Raw genomic sequence first — 17,260 nt, 5'->3', positions numbered from 1 at the left:
CTGTGGTCAGTAAGGATTCGATGGGTCTCGTTGATCGCCCTACGCAGAGGCTGAATCTCCACGGCGAGCAGTTCGCCCAGGAGCTGCATGGGGATGACCTCGCGCAGGTAAAGCACGGTAGCCAGGACTCTCACCGCAGGCGTAATCACCGAGATTGCACCCGCGCCTCTCGTGCGCCGGCGTTTGCCTCCACGGCGCTCGTAGCGCCGCTGCTCGTCTCTCGCTTCTTGGAGAGGGGCCAGACATGCGATGAGATCGGTCAGATCCTCCGGATTCATGCCGGTCAGCCGCGGGTCCGAAAGCATCTCCACCGCCTCAAGGTTGAGACCTTGCGGCCTATTGACGCGAGGGGCTGAGGCGTGATCGCTCTTGTGCGGGAGGACGGTGTAGTTCCACGCCCCCCTGGTCTCATGCGGTTCGATCGGCAGCGAATCCGCGTATTCCTTGCTGATGGAGATACCGGTCGGGTATTCGCGCGTGTCGAGTTCGGCTTCCACGCGGAGCCCGCCGCGGGTGCGAGTCGACCTGATGGTCTTGATGACGACCTCGTGGCTGGTCAGCGGCCTGCCCCGCCAGTTCATCGTGATGTGGGAGAACAGGCGGTGCTCGACCTTGTTCCACTTCGAGGTTCCGGGCGGGAAGTGGCAAACGGTGATGGCCAGACCCGTCTCCTCGGCCAGAGCGGACAGTTCAGACTTCCACAGTCGGTAGCGCGGGGAATTGGAGCCCCCGGAATCCGCTGTGATCAGAAGGCGGGTGGCGCTGGGATAATCGATCCGGCCGCGATTTTCCCACCACCGGCGGACCGAGGCGACGGCGAAGGCCGAGGTGTCATGGTCCACTCCGACGTTTAGCCAACCCGTGTTGGCGGCGATGTCGTAGATTCCGTATGGAATCACTTGTTCCCTGCCTGGACGAGCGAAAAGAGAGTGGTCTTCGACATCGATCGGATCGCCCTGGGGGCGCCATTCACGGCCAGCCTGGTGGAACTGGCCCACCAGCTCTTTCTTCTTCGTATCCACGCTGATAACGGGCTCGCCGACCGCTTGATACTTCTTCACCTGACTGTTGATGTACTGGAATTGTGCGTCCCGATCCGGGTGCTGTTTGCCCTCCAAGGTCTTAACGTTCGACTGGAGACTGAAGCCGCTCTTGCGAAGCAGCTTGCCCACCGTGGTCGCGGAGACCTCGTGCCCTTGCCTCGTCAACTCGCCGGCGAGATTCCGCAGAGATTTGGTCGTCCACCTCAGCGGCGACATGGGATCGCCTCGTTCGTCTGGTTCGACCAGGGCCATGAGGGCGGGAAGCAGGTCCGGGTTCTTGTCTGCCGCGGCCTTGCGGCCACCACCCGGGCGTCGGACGCGGCCGTCCGGGAGCGGCTCCATGTCGAGTTCGGCGATGCCCTTTCGGATGGTCGTTTCACTGACGCCAACCGCTCGGGCCACGGTCCGTATCCCTCCATGGCCCAGCCCTTTCGCTTCAGCAGCGAGGAGCAACCGTCGCTGCCTTTCATTGAGGTGGGGAAGCAACAACTGCAACCGCGAGGCCAGATGACCGCAGATCAATGGAGATATGACCACGTAAGATCAACGATCACGGCCCCGTCAAAGCAACGCCTTGTTTCCGGACAGCTTCCCCGCGGCGCCTACGGCCAAGCGCCCATCCTCATCGTCGACGAACCCACCGCCGCCCTCGACCCCGAAGCCGAACTCGACACCTTCGCCCGCATCCAGCACCTGGCCCAGCAGGGCCGCACCATCGTGCTCATCACCCACCGCATGGCCTCCGTCCGCATGGCCGACCTCGTCCACGTCCTGGAAGGCGGACAGCTCATCGAATCCGGCACACCCCAGGAACTCCTCACCGCCGGCGGCCGGTACGCACAGATGTTCCAGGCCCAAGCCTCACAATTCACCACCGCCACACCGGCCATGCCCTCCCCCACACCCCCTGCCACCCCCATCACCGACAGCCACATGTCACAAGCCCCGGCCGCCACACCCGGCACACCGAAGGCATGAGGAAAACAGTGTCCTCACTCTCACCACGGCACCCTAAGCGCCATACCGAACCGGTCGACGTCCACGTCATCCTGCGCCGCGGCGGGGAAGTGCTGCTGACCCGCCGGGCCGGTGAGGTCTACGCCAGCGGCCTGCTCCACCTGCCCTCCGGCCACCTCGACGGCCCGCACGAGACGATCCTCGACGCCGCCGTGCGAGAAGCGCGGGAGGAGACCGGCGTCCTGATCGACCCCGCCGAGGTGCGAGCGGCCGTGGTGGTGCACCACCGCAGCCCCGCCGGGCAGGCCCGCACCGGCTTCTTCTTCGAAGCCCGCCGCTGGCAGGGCCAGCCGCACATCACCGAGCCGCACCTGTGCAGCGACATGGGCTGGTGGCCACTGGATGCGCTGCCGGGCGGCATGGTCGCCTACTGCCGCGCCGGGCTGGACGCCTACCGGGCCGGCCGGTACTTCGCCACCCACTTCCAGCACCCAGGCGACCCCATCGCCCATCAGCCCGGCCCCGGCCATCGCCTGGCCCTGCTCCCCCACACCACGCCGCAACACCCGCCACCGGCACCCGCCGCGGACCGCACCCTGCCGTGACCTGCGGCCGGTCCGCCCCGCCCCGCCCCCCTTTGCCGTCCATCACCGAAGGAGCCACCGCTCGTGGGTTACCGCGCGCAGCACGAATGGGACCAGCACTACCGGCGTGGCGAGGGATTCCGCCCGCTGTCCGAGGCGGAGCAGCAGCTGCTCAAGGAGCACCTTGCGCCGCCCGAGGACTGCGGCGGGCGGGCGCTGGATGTCGGCTGCGGTACCGGTGAACTGGCCCGGTATCTGGTGGCTGTGGGCTACCGGGTCGATGCGGTGGACTTCGCCGGGGCCGCGCTCGCCGCGGCCCGCGCCCGCGGGGAGGCGGCCGGTGTGCGGTTCCTGGAGCTGGACATCGAGCGCGACGACCTCGGCGGGCTCCACGAGGGCGGATATGACCTGGTCACGATGCGGCTGGTCTACCCGTTCCTGACCGGCCGGGCCAGGGTGCTGCGGGAGCTGGGCCGCAGGCTGCGCCCGGGCGGGGCGCTGTGCGTGATCACCCCGTGCGCCGAGGGTGTCCCCGCCCACCAGCGGGACATCGCCCTGGACGAGGAGGAGACTACCTTCCTGGCCGCCGGCTGGCGGCAGGTGATGCGCCTTGCCGCAGACGATCTGGCGGTGCTGATCCTGCGCGAGCCCGCGAGCGACCCGGTGAGGGCCGTGGAAAAGGACCGCCCGGCCCCGCACGCGCTGACCGGCGCGCTCGCGGTGGTCACCGACGCACACGGCCGGCTGCTGCTGGGCTGGTCGGCCCGCGGCACCTGGGAGATGCCCGGCGGCAAACACGCCGCCGGGGAATCCTTCGAAGCCGCAGCCGTACGGGAGTTGGCCGAGGAAGCCGGCCTGGTCGCCGAGACCGGTGATGCAAAGGTCCTGGCGCTGGTGGCCGATGACGCGCACGGCATCCCCCGCCTGACCGCGGTGGTGCGCATCACCGCCTGGTCCGGCACCCCAGCGGTGCGCGAACCGGAGCTGATCCACCGCTGGGAATGGCACGATCTGGCAGACCTGCCCACCCTGCCCGGCCCGCTGTTCACCCCGGCCGCCCACGCCATCAACACCGTCTGGCCCGGCCTGCTTCCCGGCCTGCCCCCCGCCCACCGCTACCCCCACGCCACCTCGCCGGCCGCCGTGCCCGGAGAGCCGCCCGCAGCCCGCCGGCTGCGCCAACGTCTGGCCGATCAGCTGCTGGAGAAAGAGTTCATCCGCAGCCCGGCCATCGGATCGGCCCTCAGGGTCGTGCCGCGCCACCGCTTCCTGCCCGAAGCCCCGCTGGAGAAGGCCTATGCCGACGATTCGGTGGTGACCAAACGCGACGATACCGGCCGGCCCCTCAGCTCCGTCTCCGCCCCCTGGCTGCAGGCCCTGATGCTCCACGAAGCCGGCCTCGCCCCCGGGCACCACGCGCTGGAGATCGGCTCCGGCGGATACAACGCCGCCCTGATGGCCGAGATCACCGGCCCCTCAGGAAGCGTGACCACCGTGGACATCGACCCCTACGTCACCGGCCGGGCCCGCCGCTTCCTAGACGAGGCCGGCTACCACGACGTGCGCGTGGTCCTCGGCGACGGCGAACAAGGCGCCCCGGGCCATGTGCCGGCCGGCGGGTTCGACGCCATCATCGTCACCGTCGAGGCCCCCGACATCCCGCCCGCCTGGTTCGACCAGCTCGCCGAAGGCGGCCGGCTCGTCCTGCCGCTGCGGGTGCGCGGCTACAGCCGCAGCGTCACCCTCGAAAAGCACGACGGCCAGCTGGTCAGCCACGCCTTCCACGTCTGCGGCTTCGTGCCCATGCAAGGCGCCGGCCGTCGGCGGGTCACCCGGCGGGTCCTGCGCGAGGGAGAGATCACGCTGTCCTTCGAGGACGGCGAGCCGTCCGACACCTCCGCCCTGGAGGACGCCCTGGCCACCGAGCGCCTCGAGGTGCCCACCGGGGTGACCATCGCCTCCGGGGTGTCCTTCGAGACGCTGCAGCTGTGGCTGGCCACCACCCAGCCGGGCTTTTGCACCATCGGCCTGGACCAGGACAAGGACACCGGCACCATCTCCCCACCCCGCTACGGCGGCGCCGCAGCCGTCCGCGACAGCACGCTGGCCTACCTCACCTACACCCCAACCGGCCACGACGAGGACACCGGCAACAAGCGGTTCGAGTTCGTCGTGCACGCCTTCGGCCCCCACGCCCCCGCACTCGCCCAAGCACTCGCAGAAAGGGTGCGGGACTGGGACCGCCACCACCGGCACGGCCCCGGCCCCCGCCTGACCGTCCACCCCCGCGCCTCCTGGACCGGGGAACACACCGGGCCACTCACCCTCAAAAAGCACATCGTCCTGGCCTGGGACTGGCCCACCACCCAGGCCACGCACACCAAAGACCAGAAGCACACCGAACCGCCCAAACCCGCAGACTCAGCACAGCGGCTAACCACCGGAACGTAGGACGGTGACCGCCCCATCGGCCCGCCGTCCACCAGCAGGCTCCAGTTCGGAACAGCCGCTCTTTTCGCGGGCCTCTGCCTCGTCCAAGTGTATCGGTTCGGCCCGGCCGGGCTGTCAGACGCTTCCGCCATACTGGGATTCTGCTGCCCTACAGACTTTCGGCCCGGTGCCGCTACACCGTGCCGGTCATACCTGGACAGCTCCACGCCCGGGACGGGACGACCGGAAGGAAAGTACATGCTTCTTGAATCAGTCGTGATCGAGCGGTACCGGAACTTCACCGAGCCGCAGACGATGACGGTGGAACCCGCCGTGACGTGCCTGATTGGCAAGAACGAGTCCGGGAAGACGACTATTCTTAAAGCCCTGCACCGCCTGAACCCGGCGAACATCCCCGACGACTTCGACGTTACTAAGGATTACCCGCGGCGGTTCCTGGCTCAGGACCGCCGCAAAGAGAACCTCGACGAGGTGATCCCGGTCAATGCCATCTTCCGCCTGGACGAAGACGACGCCCAGGCCATCGAGGACGTACTCGGGGTCACACCGCCGGAAAGCACCCGTGTCGAGGCATGGCGGACCTACGGCGGCGACTTCGGCATCGGCATTGGGTGTGCCTTCCGTGAGGCGCTGGAAGCGGCATGCAATGAAGCCGGGGTAGACCACGACGACGACCTCGCCGAGGTTGGCCAGTACACATCAATTCGGGAAGCGAGTGCAGCTGCCACTACCCTCGCGAAGTCCCTCAAAGAGTCCGGAAAGACCGCCCGCGGGAAAGCTGTCGGGAAGATCGCCAACGAACTGAAAAAGTACACAGCACTGGTCACAGGGGAGTTCGACGACGACCTGCGGGACGTCCTGGACGCCCGCCTGCCGAAGTTCTTCTACTTCTCCACCTACGAAACACTCGAAGGCGAATACGACCTGACCGAGCTTGCCGACCGGGCCGCAAACCGCAAGCTTCTGCGGGAGGACAGCACCATCCTCGCGCTGCTGGAGCTGGCCAGCGGGGTGGGCCCCCAGGACTTCCTCGACGAGGACTACGACAGCCGCAAGGCGGAGCTGCAGGCCGCCAGCCACGACCTCAGCAGGCAGGTCTTCCGGTACTGGAAGCAGAACGACGCACTGACCGTGCGGTTCGACACCGACATGCCGATCGTGGAGAAGGACGCCCAGGGCCACGAGATCCGCCACCGCATTCTCAAGATCGAACTCGAGGATGAGCGGCACGGCGTGCACACCAACTTCTCCACCCGCTCCGCCGGCTTCCAGTGGTTCTTCTCCTTCCTGGCCGCCTTCAGCGCCTACCAGGGCGCCGAGAAGCGGGTGGTGGTGCTGCTGGACGAACCCGGCACCAGCCTCCACGGCGAAGCCCAGAAGGACTTCCTGCGCTACATCTTCGGCGAACTCGGCACCACCCAGCAGGTGCTGTACACCACGCACTCCCAGCACATGATCGACCCGACCCGCTACGAGACCATGAGGGCCGTCCACGACCGCGCCACCCGGGAGAATCCGGAACTGGGCGTCGCCATCACTCCGGTCAGCCTGTCCGCTGACCCTCACACCATCCTTCCCGTCGAAGCAGCGCTCGGCTACTCCGTCGCCCAGCACCTCTTCCTCGGTTCTGGCCCTCACCTCGCGGTCGAAGGCAGCAGCGACTTCATCTTCCTTACCCGCATGTCGGAGCACCTCACCGCGAAGCAGCGCACCGGGCTGGACGTCAACCTGTCGATCATCCCGGTCGGCGGCATCGGCAATATGCCCGCCTTCGTCGCCCTGATGGGCCGCCGTCTTCAGGTACGGGCCCTGGTCGATGGCGAGCGCACCACCAGCGTCGCGGACAAGGTTTACCAGGCCGCCAAGGCGCGGGATATCGACGACAACCGCATCGTGGTGCTGGGGAAGCTCGACGGCCTGCCGACCACCGCCGACATCGAAGACCTCTTCACCACCAAGGACTACCTCTGGCTCTACAGCCGGGCCGTCCATTCGCTGCAAGAGGAAGACCTCCCCGACACCCCCGAGCCGATCCTGCGCCGCATCGGCATCGCACGGCAGAGGGCTGGTATGAACCCCAAGTTCGACCACGTCGGACCCGCTCACCACCTCACCAGGAACAGTGCCGAGTTCTTCGCCCAGGCAGACCCTGAGACGCTGGACCGGTTCGAGAAGGTCTTCCGCCTGGTCAACGTGTCGTAATCGCACGGGAACACGAATGGGAGGGGCTCGAACACCCTCGGTGACATCCGCGCCCGGTGGCGCAAAGAGGAACTCGATACCATTGGGCTCGTCGCGGAAGACAAGTTCCTTGGTGTGGCCGTATCCACGGTGTCCCACCTCATGGAGCATCGCCGTTGCCTCGGACAGCGATCCCAGGCAGGGCGATGCGCAGCAGGGAGGTTCCCTTTTACAGCGAGAGGGGCCAGTGACCAGATCGGTACTCATCGCGCCAGACCCAGTTCACACGGGAGGTCCTCCGGCGATGCCCAGTGCTCGCCTCGCAGTCTCGATGAACCGCGACCTGGCGTGATGGCCGTCCTCACCGGGCGGTCTGCCCCGGAGGGAATCAATGGCCGCTCGTGCAGCCGTGGATACTTCCTCCGGTCCTTCAAGAAGTACCGCCGCGTATGCGCGATGGAGCTCGGCCCGATCCTCTGCCCTGCCGTCTGTTCCCGTCCGCCGGGACAGCAGGAACGCTTCCAGGGTCTCCACGAATCGGACATACGTCTGCCTTCGTAGTTCCAGCACGCGGACAGTGCGCTGTTCCTCGATGGTGATCCGGACGGTCTCCAGTACCGCATCCGCCTGGCGGTCGCCCGAGTGCCTCGCCGCATCGGCCTGCCGCATACCTGCCCGGAAGGCCAGCAACCCGGTGGTCAACCCAACGAAGACCGCTGCGCCAGCCGCGACCAGCGCCGTTCCCAACTCCCCCATGCGGCCATTCCTCCCCTGCAACGCCGAAAGCAGCACGTGCATCGGCACGCTTCTCACATCTCACACCCGACCTGGGACGCAGGCGGGTCGTCAGTAGTATCGGGCCTGGACCCGAGCAGTGAGGCACATCGTTCACCGACCCGGCGAAACCGCCCCCAAGAAGGAGACTCCCGCACTAGAATGGATAGTTGTAGCGACGGGCGACGGGCGACGGGCGACGGGCGACGGGCGACGGGCGACGGGCGACGGGCGACGGGCGACGGGCGGGATGTGCTCTTCGCTGCGCGTTCGGCAATCGCTCTGTACCGCCTCCTCGATATCCTCTCGGTGTTCTCCGGCGACGCCCGCATCACGCGCCATTTCACCCTCATCCCCGGCTCGGAGTTCCAAGTCGAGGCCCTCGCCGCCATTGATGCTGTGGGAGCCCGTATCCTTCCCTGGTCGCAGGCTCGGCGCCTCCGCTTTGATCTGACCCTTGCCGCCAGTCCCAAGGGAGATCTGAAACTGCTCAGCGCTCCCCGTGTCCTGGTTCCGCACGGGGCCGGCTTCGGGAAAACGATAGGAGGCGAAGGCACACCCGGTGTGCCTTCCGGACTCGACCCGGCGTTTCTGCATGCTCCTGACGGCACTGTCCTCGCCACCCGGTACGCGCTTGCCCACCCCAGCCAGGTCACCCGTCTGGCGGCCCTGAGTCCACAGGCCGCCGCGCACGCCACCGTCGTCGGAGACGCCACCCTGGACCGCATCCTGGCCTCGCGCTCTCGCCGCGACCGCTACCGGGCCACCCTGGGCACCGGGGATCGCACGCTTGTTGTGCTGGCCTCGTCCTGGGGCCCGGAATCCCTCTTCCAGCGCTGCCCCGGACTGGCCGCGGAGCTGGCCGCCGCTCTTCCCCACGACGCCTGGCAGTTCGCACTGCTGCTGCATCCCAACGAGCGCTCCCGACTGGGCTCCTTCGAGCTGGAAGAACACCTGGCCCCTGCCCGGGATGCTGGGCTGATCCTGGCTGAGCCCTACCAGGAGTGGGCCGCGCTGCTGGTCGCCGCCGACACCGTCATTACAGACCACGGCTCCACCGCGCTGTACGCCGCCGCCCTGGACCTGCCCGTCATCGCCGCCTGCCACGGAGGCCGGGAACTCCTGCCCGGCACCCCCATGGCAGACCTGCTGGCCCGCAGCCCTCGCTGGGAAGGCCCAGGATCCCTGCCGGACGCCCTGGCCGCACACCGGCCCCGGGAGAACGCCGACATCGCCGACGGCGCCTTCGCTCAACAGGGTCACGCCCTGAAGCTGCTGCGCCAGGAGATCTACCGGCTGCTACAACTGCCGCCCCCTCCCCTGCCGGCCATCCCCAGGCTGCTGCCGCCGCCCTCGGCCGCGCCAAGGACCCCGACGGCCTTCGCCGTCCGGGCCCGGCCTGAGGGACAGCAGGTGTACGTAGAACGCTTCCCGGCCCACCTCGGCGACGCGCCAGCGCACCACTTGGCGGCGGAACACGGCAGCGCCGACGAGCGGTATCTCCACAGCGCCGGACTGCTCTACCGCCGCGCGCAAGGCGACTCACCATTCCCGCACCTCGCCTCGCGGACCGCGCTGGACTGGACCCAGCACATCCTGGGGGAACATCCAGGGTGCGGCGCGGCGGCGGTCGTACTCTCGCCCTCCCGGTGCCTGATACGCCCCAAGGCGGGTGCCGCGTTGGCGGTGCACATTACCCCCTTCCGGGAGGGCAGCCGACTGGTGCACACCGATCCGGCCGCTGTCCTCTCCGCCGTCTACGCCTGGCTCCGGGAACGGCCCGATGCCCCTGCCACGCTCACCGCGGTCGTCGGAGGCCGCGCGTTCCGGGTCCGGCTGTCCCCTCCAGATGAAGAAGAGGCGGAGCATCTGCTGGAGTCCGCATAACCGCGCCACGCTCAGCCGGAGCTGCCATACCCCGAGGGGTGCCGTCCCCGCTCGGCAAGTGCAGTCGGCCCCGGCCCGGTACTGCCCTCGCTCGGCGCGTTCCTGTGCTGCGGAAGCCGCCGTCCACCCTGCGGGGCCCACACTCCGGTCGGGGAGGGGTCAGTCTTCCTCCAGCCCGTTCTGCTCGCGGATGCTGCGGGCGGCCTCCCGGTGCCGGGCCGCCGACTCGGTGTCTCCGGTCTCTGCTGCCAGCGCGGCAAGCGCCTCCAGAATGCGCAGCCGGTCGTGTTCGGACTCCCGCGCCCTGGCGCTGTCCAGCGCGGCCTGGTACAGCTCTGCCGCCTCTTGTTTTCTGTCCAGGCTGCGCAGCACACCGGCCAGGGCGAAGCCGGTACGTGCGGTCATCCTTTCCCTGCCCAGTTCACGGGCCATCTCGTGTGCTCGGCTGAGAAGTCCGGCTGCCTCCTGCGTACGGCCCATGCCTGCGGCTGCGGTGCCGAGCTGGTATGTCTGAAGCATCACGCCGTAGGGGTTTTCGATGCGCTGGTGAACCTGAAGCGCGACCGAGTACCGACCAGCCGCTTCTTCCCACTGGCCACGGGCGGCGTGGAGCCGGCCCTGGAACTCCGCCAGCGATGCCTTCAGCCGCTGCTCCTCCTTCTCCTCGCCCAGCAGGGCTGCGGCGGCCTCGGCCTGGGCCAGCTCCTCCGCGGCCTCGTCGAAGCGGTCTTGCTCCCACAGCGGCCGGGCGAGCTGGCAGCGCATCCGCAGCAGCAGCGCGAGGTTCCCCGTTCGCAGGGCGGCGTCCCGGCCGGCACGGAACGCACGGATCGCTCTGGCGTGGTGAGGATGGTCCAGGAAATGGGTCCACAGCGGTTCGGCGAGGGCTGCCGCCTCAAGGCCGAACTCCGGTGCCCCGGCAAGGTCAACGCATGCGAAGAGGGCGTGCCGCTCGGCGTGCAGCCAACGTGCCGCCTGTGCCCGCCGCCGTCGGATCTCTTCCTTGTCGTCTGTTTCCCGGGGGTCCGCCAGCGTCACATCGGGGGCGCCGGGAAGCGGCGGCACGGGCGGGGCGAACGTCATACGTTCCCCCGCGGCGAAGAGATCGGCCCGCTGCGCTTGGCGCAGGAACCATCGCAGAATGCGCCCACGGGCCTGCGCGCGATCGGCCGAATCCGCCTCACGGCGAGCCCAGCGAAGTGCGTGCGCCCGCAGCGGGACGGGCAGCGGGAACCGTTCGCCGCGGACGTTCAGCAGCCCGGCGTTGTGCAGTTCCTCCAGGGCATCGACGGCCGCGTCCTCGCCCTGGCCCAGGAGCGCAGTGGAGGATTCCACGGTCAGCGTCGGGCCGGGCAGATCGGCCAGAAGCCGGTAGAGGTGGGCTGCGGCCGGGCCGAGTGAACCGTAGGCCATGTCCCAGGACCGTTCCCGTGCGGACATCTCCTGCTCCTCGAGTCCGGCGCCGAATTCCCGGACCAGCCGGTCCAGGGGACGCAGTCGGTGGCGGTTGACCCAGCGGCCGGCCACCCGCAGCGCCTCGGGCAGCCCGGAGCACAGTCGTACGAGCCCACGTACGGCCTCCGGCTCCGCTGCCAGTCGTGGATCGGAGCTGACACTGCGTAGAAGCTCAAGGGCATCCTGCGGACCGAGCAGGGACAGGGGGAGATCGACCGCCGCTGCGTCGTCCAGGTCGGGTAGCGGACCCTGGCTGGTGACCAGCACCACGGCCGTGCCGGAGGCGGGAAGCAGCGGGGTGACTTCGGTGCCGAAACGGGCGTTGTCGATGATCAACACCAGCCGCCGGTTCCGGGTCAACCGCCAGTACTGCTTGCACCGGGCCTGGTAGGAGTGTGCGCGAAGTGCCTCCGCACTGTCGAGCGTATCCAGCAGGTGACCGAGGGCGTCCATGGCGTCCAGCGCCCCGGCATCGCGCAGCTCGTCCAGATCGACGTACAGCACCTGGTAGCCGGGATCCCCCCTCAGCAGCGTCCGGCCGAGTTGGAAGGCCAGCTCCGTCTTCCCGATCCCGCCCAGCCCGTTCAGCACCACACACAGCGGCCGGTCCGCGTCACTGTGCCGCGCGAGGGCTCCGAGAACTTCCCTCTGCTCCGGTTCCCGGTCCACGAATCGCGCTGGCCCGGGAGGAAGTTCAGTGATCACATCGACTCCGATACCGCCAGCCAGTGCGGGCAGGTGAGAGGGCCGCACAGCAGCCGCCAGTTGGCACCCGCAGCCGCTCTGAACTCCCACTGCCCAACGTCCCGAACGACAAGCCTACTTGCAACGCAATGGGCTACCCACATCGCCGAAGCCCTCTTCACGGCCGGGACCCACACCACTGTTGCAGTCATCCAACCACCGGCAGGCAACACCGGATCTGACCCACCAGATATCGAACAGTCCGGCCCCAGTCACGCTCTCACTGGCCAGAGATGTATCTTTCCGTGATCGGGACACACCACTGGCTGCGCACCCCACGGACGGACTGGGTCCCAAGATGGCTCCACCCCAGCGTGGGATCGGCTGTCCGATGCTGCTCACGGCTGCGATCGGATTGTCGGGCGCTCCGGGACCCCGGACTCCAGTAGCACCTGCCATCCGCTTCGGAGATGGAGACCGCAGACGTCCCCTTCTGGGGCAGCCCTGCCCCGGCGGTAAGGAACCGCGCTGCCGGGGCCGTACACGAGGGGCTGCTGCGACTTCCCTACCGGCCGTAGGCTGTGGGAATGGCGACGACCGCAGAGCCCAAGTTCGGTGGCCTGATCTTCGACTTCTTCGGGGTCCTGACCTTCAACATGGTCGAGGTGATCTCCTACTTCGAGGACCGGGAGCGGCTCGCTCGGGGCACGTTCCTGCGGGCCTGGGCCGACCCGCGGGGAAAGGAACTCTTCCGCCGGCTCGAACTCGGCAAGATCAGCCAGACGGAGTGGAACAGCGGGTTCGCTGCCCTGATCGGCACCTCGCCCGACAACCTGATGGCCCGCTACCTCCACGATGCTTTCCCGGCGCACCAGGTACTCAAGGTCGCGCGGCAAGCGCGCGCTGCCGGGATCAGGACCGCGGTCTTGTCCAACAGTCTCGGACGGGAACCGTACGACCCTTACGCGGGGTACGACCTGCACGGCACCTTCGATGAGGTCGTGCTCTCCACAGACCATGGGGTACGCAAGCCCGACCCCGCCATCTTCCACCTCGTGCTCGACAAGCTCGGGGTGCCGGCCGAGCAGTGCCTGTTCGTCGACGACAGCGAAGAGAATCTTGCAGCCGCTCACCGTCTGGGCATCACGCCGCTGCTGGCGCTGGACGAGAAGGTGGTGGCCCGGCGGCTGCGCGAGGTGCTGGGGCTATCCGACCTGTAGGAACTCGCGGACGGCCGTGTGCGCGGCGTGCGGCTCCAGTTTCTGGCGGAGGCCCTTCAGCTCGGAGGCTGAGCGTGCGGAGTCCACCGAGCCGAGGCATCGGGCTGCGTGGCGTGCGACGGCGACCGCGGCGTCCAGGTCGTGGAGGGCGAGGTGTGCCTCGGCGGTGCGGGCGAGGTAGATCGCGTGGCTGCGCGGGTACTCCTCGTCGCCGGGGTAGGACGCCTGCATGGCGGCCTCGAAGCGGCGTAGCGCCTCGGCCGGGTCGCCGAGATGCAAGGCGGCCGAGCCGGCGATCATTTCGATTTCGCCGAAGTCCACCCAGTACAGGGTCTTCGGGTCGTCGTCGTGTGGTCCCTTGTCCAGCGCTGCGCGGGCGAGGTGGAGGTAGTGGGCGCACTCCTTCTTGGTGCCGGTTTTCGACAGCGCGCGGGCGGTGCGGGCGGCGAGCATGGCATGCATGCGCGGAGTCGCCTTCCGCTTCACCTGCTCTTGTGCCGTCTGAAGGAGCGATACCGCCCTGCCGGCCTGTCCGGGGGTGGAGTAGCACTGGATCGCGGCGAACGAGAGGGCATAGGCCCCGCTGATCGGGTCACCGGCCTCGGCGGATGCCCGGAGGGAGCCGTCGAAGAAGCGTTGTGCAATGCCGGGGCGGCTTTGGTCGAAGGCTGCCCACGCGACTTGCCGGGCCGCCTCGGACGCCATCGCATGCAAGTAGTCCACGGTCGTGCCGCCGTAGCGGCGCGATGTGATGAGCTTGATGATCAGGGACAGTTCACTGCGGGCCAGTTGGTACACCTCGCCGCTGCCGAGTTCGTCATCGAGGTGCCGGAGATAGTCGAGGCGATCGTCGACGTGGGTTAACAGCGCCGGGCCGCTGGGGAGAGAGACTTCCCTGTCGCCTGTCCGGGGCGGTTCCAGGGCTTTGGACCAGTTGCTCGCCGACACCGAGAGTGCCGCTCCGGCCGACAGGAAACCTCGACGGTCCACACTGCTCCCTTTCAACAGGCCGGCGAGAACGGTCAGGCTGCCGGGCTCTTCCCACGGAACGGGCTTGGCAACCGTCGAACCCGTGTCGTGCAGCGCCGCGGTGAAGGTGCCGCCGGTGTGCAGCACTCTGTCGTAGGCGGCGGCGACACCCGAGGTCACCGACCGGTTCCCGTTTTCCACGTTGCGCAGGTATGCCTCGCCGAATCCTGCCTCCCGGGAGAACCTCGCCCACGCCATGCCGGATGCCCTGCGCGCCTGCCGCATATCGTCGCGGAGTTGATCGGGCATCGCGGTCGGCCTCCTGTGCTTGGGATCGGTGCTGGATCGGCCCACGTCATTGTGTCCCAGCTCCTACCGGTGTGTGCTCGACTCGGCACGGAACGCAAGGTCTCGGCCTCCTGGAGCTCACGTCAGCGGCCGAACCCCCAGTCCGTCGGGTGGCCCCTGGAGCCGCCCGGGCGGCCATAGCCGCGCGGCGGTGATACCACGCCGTCGGCTTCACCGTGCACGGCATGGTCCGCTTCCCTGCCGGAGCGGTAGGCCGGAGTCGCCCTGCTGCCACCGTTCGGCCCACAGCATCATGTCCACAGTCGAGTTGTGGAAACGGCGAGTGGGTTTATCGCGCTCGCAGCGGGGCTGCTGACTGCGTCAGCAGTTGCTCACGCCGCTGGCGGTAGGGCAGCAGGTGCAGGGGCCTCCTTCCCCTCGGCGAGGAGATCGCCGCAGCCGTCGGGCTATAGCACGGCTTCCCCGGTTAGCAAAACCGGGGATCCGCGCGACGATAGAAATCCACCGCCGCACCCATCCGAACCGTCGAAGGGGCCATCGAACGAGTAAACGCACATGTCTTGAGGCCGACCTCTACTCCGCCGCGTAGCTAAGGCGGAGCAGCTCCTGGGCACGTTCCAACTCCCGCTCACTGCGCAGCTCCACCTCCAGGTCACCGGTTCCGTGGTGACCCAGCCCTCTCACATCCCGGGTGAAGCCCGGGACGAGGTCGACCTGCTCGGGGTTGACCTTGAGGTAGACGAGGAGCTTGGTGCGCCGAGGCGGGCAGACGCAGGCGAAGTTCCGCAGCCGCTGGTAGGCACGGTAGGTGCGGCGCTCAATCCGGGTGACGTCCTCACCGAGCCCCAGCAGCACCTCATCCAGCGCCGCCCGCAGCTCCAACATGCGCCCGGACTGCCGCCCAGAGCGCCCCTGGCCAGCACATTTGCCACCCGCTCGGCTCAAGCGCCGGCCAGCGACCGAAGCAACCGTCTCCAGCCCGAAGAGATCGTCGCCGTAGAAGCGGTAGCGGACCAGGTCGATCGCGCGCCGGTGTTCACGGACCGCGTGCAGGTCGTAGCGTGTGAAGCCGCCGGCGACGCAGATCAGCCTGGGCGCGCTCCATGTCACCTGAGCCGCTTGAGATGCCCCGAGCCGGACGCGGACCAAGTTGCGGAATTCCTCCTGGTGGTCCCGCAGCCAGGCGAGGTAGTACAGGCCCTGGTTGATCACGCCCGGGTCGGTGCCACGCTTGTATTCCACGACCGCCGGCACGCCGTTTTCATCCAGGCCGAGGGTGTCGATGCGCCCGCCGTGGACCGGGCCGGTGTGATATTCGCTGGCGAGGAACCGCACGCCCAGCAGGGTCTCCATGTGTGCCTCGACCAGGTCCTGCACGTGCCGCTCGGCTTCCGCCAGCCGCGGCGCAACTTCCGCAACTCCGTTCTTGGTGCTGAACAGCCTCACGTCCTGCACCTCCCCCTCCCTTTGGACACGCCGGTGCCCGAGCGCAACACTGGAGGACAGGGCTTTATTTCCGAAGGGACTCTGGATGGCTTGTCCCCCACACGGGTAGAGAAATGGAGCATTCCACCCTGTGGGATATTTGTGGGATCACCCGCCTGATAGGTTGTCAGCTAGGCCGCTGACCTGGGGAAACGTCTGGACTTGCGACGGCCTCCGGAGCCGTGTGCGCAGGTTCGAATCCTGCCGGGGGCACCCCGCATGAGGTGCCCAAAGACCCCGCGACCAGCACATACGCCGGTCCGGGGTCTTGTCGTCTGCGCAGCCGACCGCCGCCGAACGCAGCCCCATGCCAGTGATCACGTAATGACCACGTAATGATCTTGATGGGTTTCCGCTGGTCGGCCCCGCTCCCCGGGAGAGCTGAGACCCATTTCCGGCAGAGCCAGTTCGCGATCAGCCCCAGGGCTCGAAGCCGTCCGACAGATCGAGTTGGAACGGCGAGCCATGAGCCTGAGGAGCCCAGCCACATGCCAGAGCGAGGCGGACGGCCCGTGCCACATCGGAGGGCAGCACAGGGCGGGAGCTCCTGCCCACCCAGTTGCCCGGGTGTGGGTGGTTGGTGGTGACGACGAGGGTGGTGCCGGGGTTATCGGCGTGCTCGACCGCGAAGACGCAGGGAGAGGAGCCGAGCCCTTGGCCATAGGTTGGCTTGCGGCGTAGTCGCCAGCGGTAGGTCACACCGTCCACCACGATCCGCCGTGATCCCTTGCGAACCAGCGCCATCCCGACCTCCCCGCCGAGCCGACCTTAGCGGGCTGCGGTCGCAGACGTCTGCGGGTTTCCCGGGCATGGCAAGAGCCCCGGAGTTGCTCCGGGGCTCATCGGGGGCAACGTCAGCCCCAGCTCTGCCGGCGGTTCACTCGTCCAGCCCCTCCCCCAGCCCTTTCATGATCCGGTCGTTCATTTCTGCTTCTTGGCCGTCGATGCATTTGGCGTAGATCTTGAGCAGGACCTCCACGGAGTGGCCGGCGCGGGCGGCGACCTCCGGGGCCGGGACTCCGGAGTTGAGCCACTGGGAGACTCCGGCGTGGCGGAGGTCGTAGGGGCGGGCTGCCAGGACGGAGGCCGCCTGCGTGGGCGGGAGGGCGAGGTGTCTGGCCTGTTTCCAGGCGCGGGAGTAGGAGGACGCGGCGATGACGTTGCCCCGCTCGCTGGAGAAGAGGCGGCCGTCTTCCGCCGTGCCGAACTCCGCTATGTGCTCGCGGAGCATGCGGACCAGGGGCGGCGGGATCGGGACCTG

At 68.2% G+C, this 17,260-nt stretch carries 12 protein-coding genes, 1 tRNA gene and 1 pseudogene; 7 read left to right on the top strand and 7 right to left on the bottom strand.

Features of this window, described 5'->3' with window-relative positions:
- On the bottom strand, nt 1–1,580 hold a 1,580-nt coding region (locus BM242_RS11095), incomplete at its 3' end, for an ISAzo13 family transposase (RefSeq protein ID WP_139238315.1).
- Between BM242_RS11095 and BM242_RS11090 the strand changes: the two genes are divergently transcribed.
- The 4 genes from BM242_RS11090 (at nt 1,551) to BM242_RS11075 (ending at nt 7,237) form a co-directional block, all read left to right on the top strand.
- Nucleotides 1,551–2,021, top strand: coding sequence for a hypothetical protein (locus tag BM242_RS11090; protein WP_139238314.1), 471 nt, complete (start codon nt 1,551–1,553; stop codon nt 2,019–2,021). The genes BM242_RS11095 and BM242_RS11090 overlap by 30 nt on opposite strands.
- Nucleotides 2,018–2,605: an NUDIX hydrolase gene (locus tag BM242_RS11085; RefSeq protein WP_093838565.1), complete on the top strand. Its 588-nt coding sequence runs from the start codon at nt 2,018–2,020 to the stop codon at nt 2,603–2,605. The genes BM242_RS11090 and BM242_RS11085 overlap by 4 nt, the downstream gene beginning before the upstream one ends.
- A 63-nt stretch (nt 2,606–2,668) precedes the next feature.
- On the top strand, nt 2,669–5,035 hold the full coding sequence (fxlM, locus tag BM242_RS30790; RefSeq protein ID WP_093838564.1) for a methyltransferase, FxLD system: 2,367 nt from the start codon (nt 2,669–2,671) through the stop codon (nt 5,033–5,035).
- A gap of 237 nt (nt 5,036–5,272) precedes the next feature.
- Nucleotides 5,273–7,237, top strand: coding sequence for an AAA family ATPase (locus tag BM242_RS11075; RefSeq protein WP_093838563.1), 1,965 nt, complete (start codon nt 5,273–5,275; stop codon nt 7,235–7,237).
- A 261-nt stretch (nt 7,238–7,498) separates the two neighbouring features.
- Here the strand turns inward: BM242_RS11075 and BM242_RS11070 are convergent, their stop codons facing one another.
- On the bottom strand, nt 7,499–8,014 hold the full coding sequence (locus BM242_RS11070; RefSeq protein WP_245833978.1) for a hypothetical protein: 516 nt from the start codon (nt 8,012–8,014) through the stop codon (nt 7,499–7,501).
- A gap of 540 nt (nt 8,015–8,554) precedes the next feature.
- Here BM242_RS11070 and BM242_RS11065 point away from each other — a divergent pair.
- Entirely contained in the window at nt 8,555–9,877 is a 1,323-nt protein-coding gene (locus BM242_RS11065) for a translation initiation factor 2 (protein ID WP_245833977.1), read from the top strand.
- A gap of 159 nt (nt 9,878–10,036) precedes the next feature.
- On the opposite strand, the gene BM242_RS11060 is transcribed toward BM242_RS11065, so the two are convergent.
- Nucleotides 10,037–11,923 (bottom strand): tetratricopeptide repeat protein, encoded by a 1,887-nt coding sequence (locus BM242_RS11060; RefSeq protein ID WP_245833976.1) that lies wholly within the window; start codon nt 11,921–11,923, stop codon nt 10,037–10,039.
- A gap of 680 nt (nt 11,924–12,603) precedes the next feature.
- Between BM242_RS11060 and BM242_RS11055 the strand changes: the two genes are divergently transcribed.
- The gene (locus BM242_RS11055; protein ID WP_093838561.1) at nt 12,604–13,236 is read left to right on the top strand and encodes an HAD family hydrolase; all 633 of its coding nucleotides are present in this window, start codon (nt 12,604–12,606) and stop codon (nt 13,234–13,236) included.
- Here the strand turns inward: BM242_RS11055 and BM242_RS11050 are convergent.
- Nucleotides 13,222–14,514, bottom strand: a complete 1,293-nt coding sequence (locus BM242_RS11050; protein ID WP_093838560.1) for a helix-turn-helix domain-containing protein — start codon at nt 14,512–14,514, stop codon at nt 13,222–13,224. The two genes, BM242_RS11055 and BM242_RS11050, sit on opposite strands and share 15 nt — an antisense overlap.
- A 573-nt stretch (nt 14,515–15,087) precedes the next feature.
- On the bottom strand, nt 15,088–15,969 hold the full coding sequence (locus BM242_RS11045; RefSeq protein WP_093838559.1) for a DUF5655 domain-containing protein: 882 nt from the start codon (nt 15,967–15,969) through the stop codon (nt 15,088–15,090).
- Nucleotides 15,970–16,134: 165 nt separating this feature from the next.
- Here BM242_RS11045 and BM242_RS29340 point away from each other — a divergent pair.
- A tRNA-Arg gene (locus tag BM242_RS29340) sits at nt 16,135–16,212 on the top strand.
- 201 nt (nt 16,213–16,413) lie between these two features.
- On the opposite strand, the gene BM242_RS11040 is transcribed toward BM242_RS29340, so the two are convergent.
- Complete coding sequence (locus BM242_RS11040; protein ID WP_093838558.1) at nt 16,414–16,743, bottom strand: hypothetical protein; 330 nt, start codon at nt 16,741–16,743, stop codon at nt 16,414–16,416.
- A gap of 133 nt (nt 16,744–16,876) precedes the next feature.
- Nucleotides 16,877–17,260 (bottom strand): annotated as a pseudogene (locus tag BM242_RS29335) (tyrosine-type recombinase/integrase); the annotation flags it as partial.

It is taken from the genome of Streptomyces aidingensis (genome assembly GCF_900112355.1).
In the GTDB taxonomy this organism is placed as follows: Bacteria; Actinomycetota; Actinomycetes; order Streptomycetales; family Streptomycetaceae; genus Streptomyces; species Streptomyces aidingensis.
Note: the sequence above shows the minus strand (reverse complement) of the source record. Positions and strands in the feature narration are given on the sequence as shown.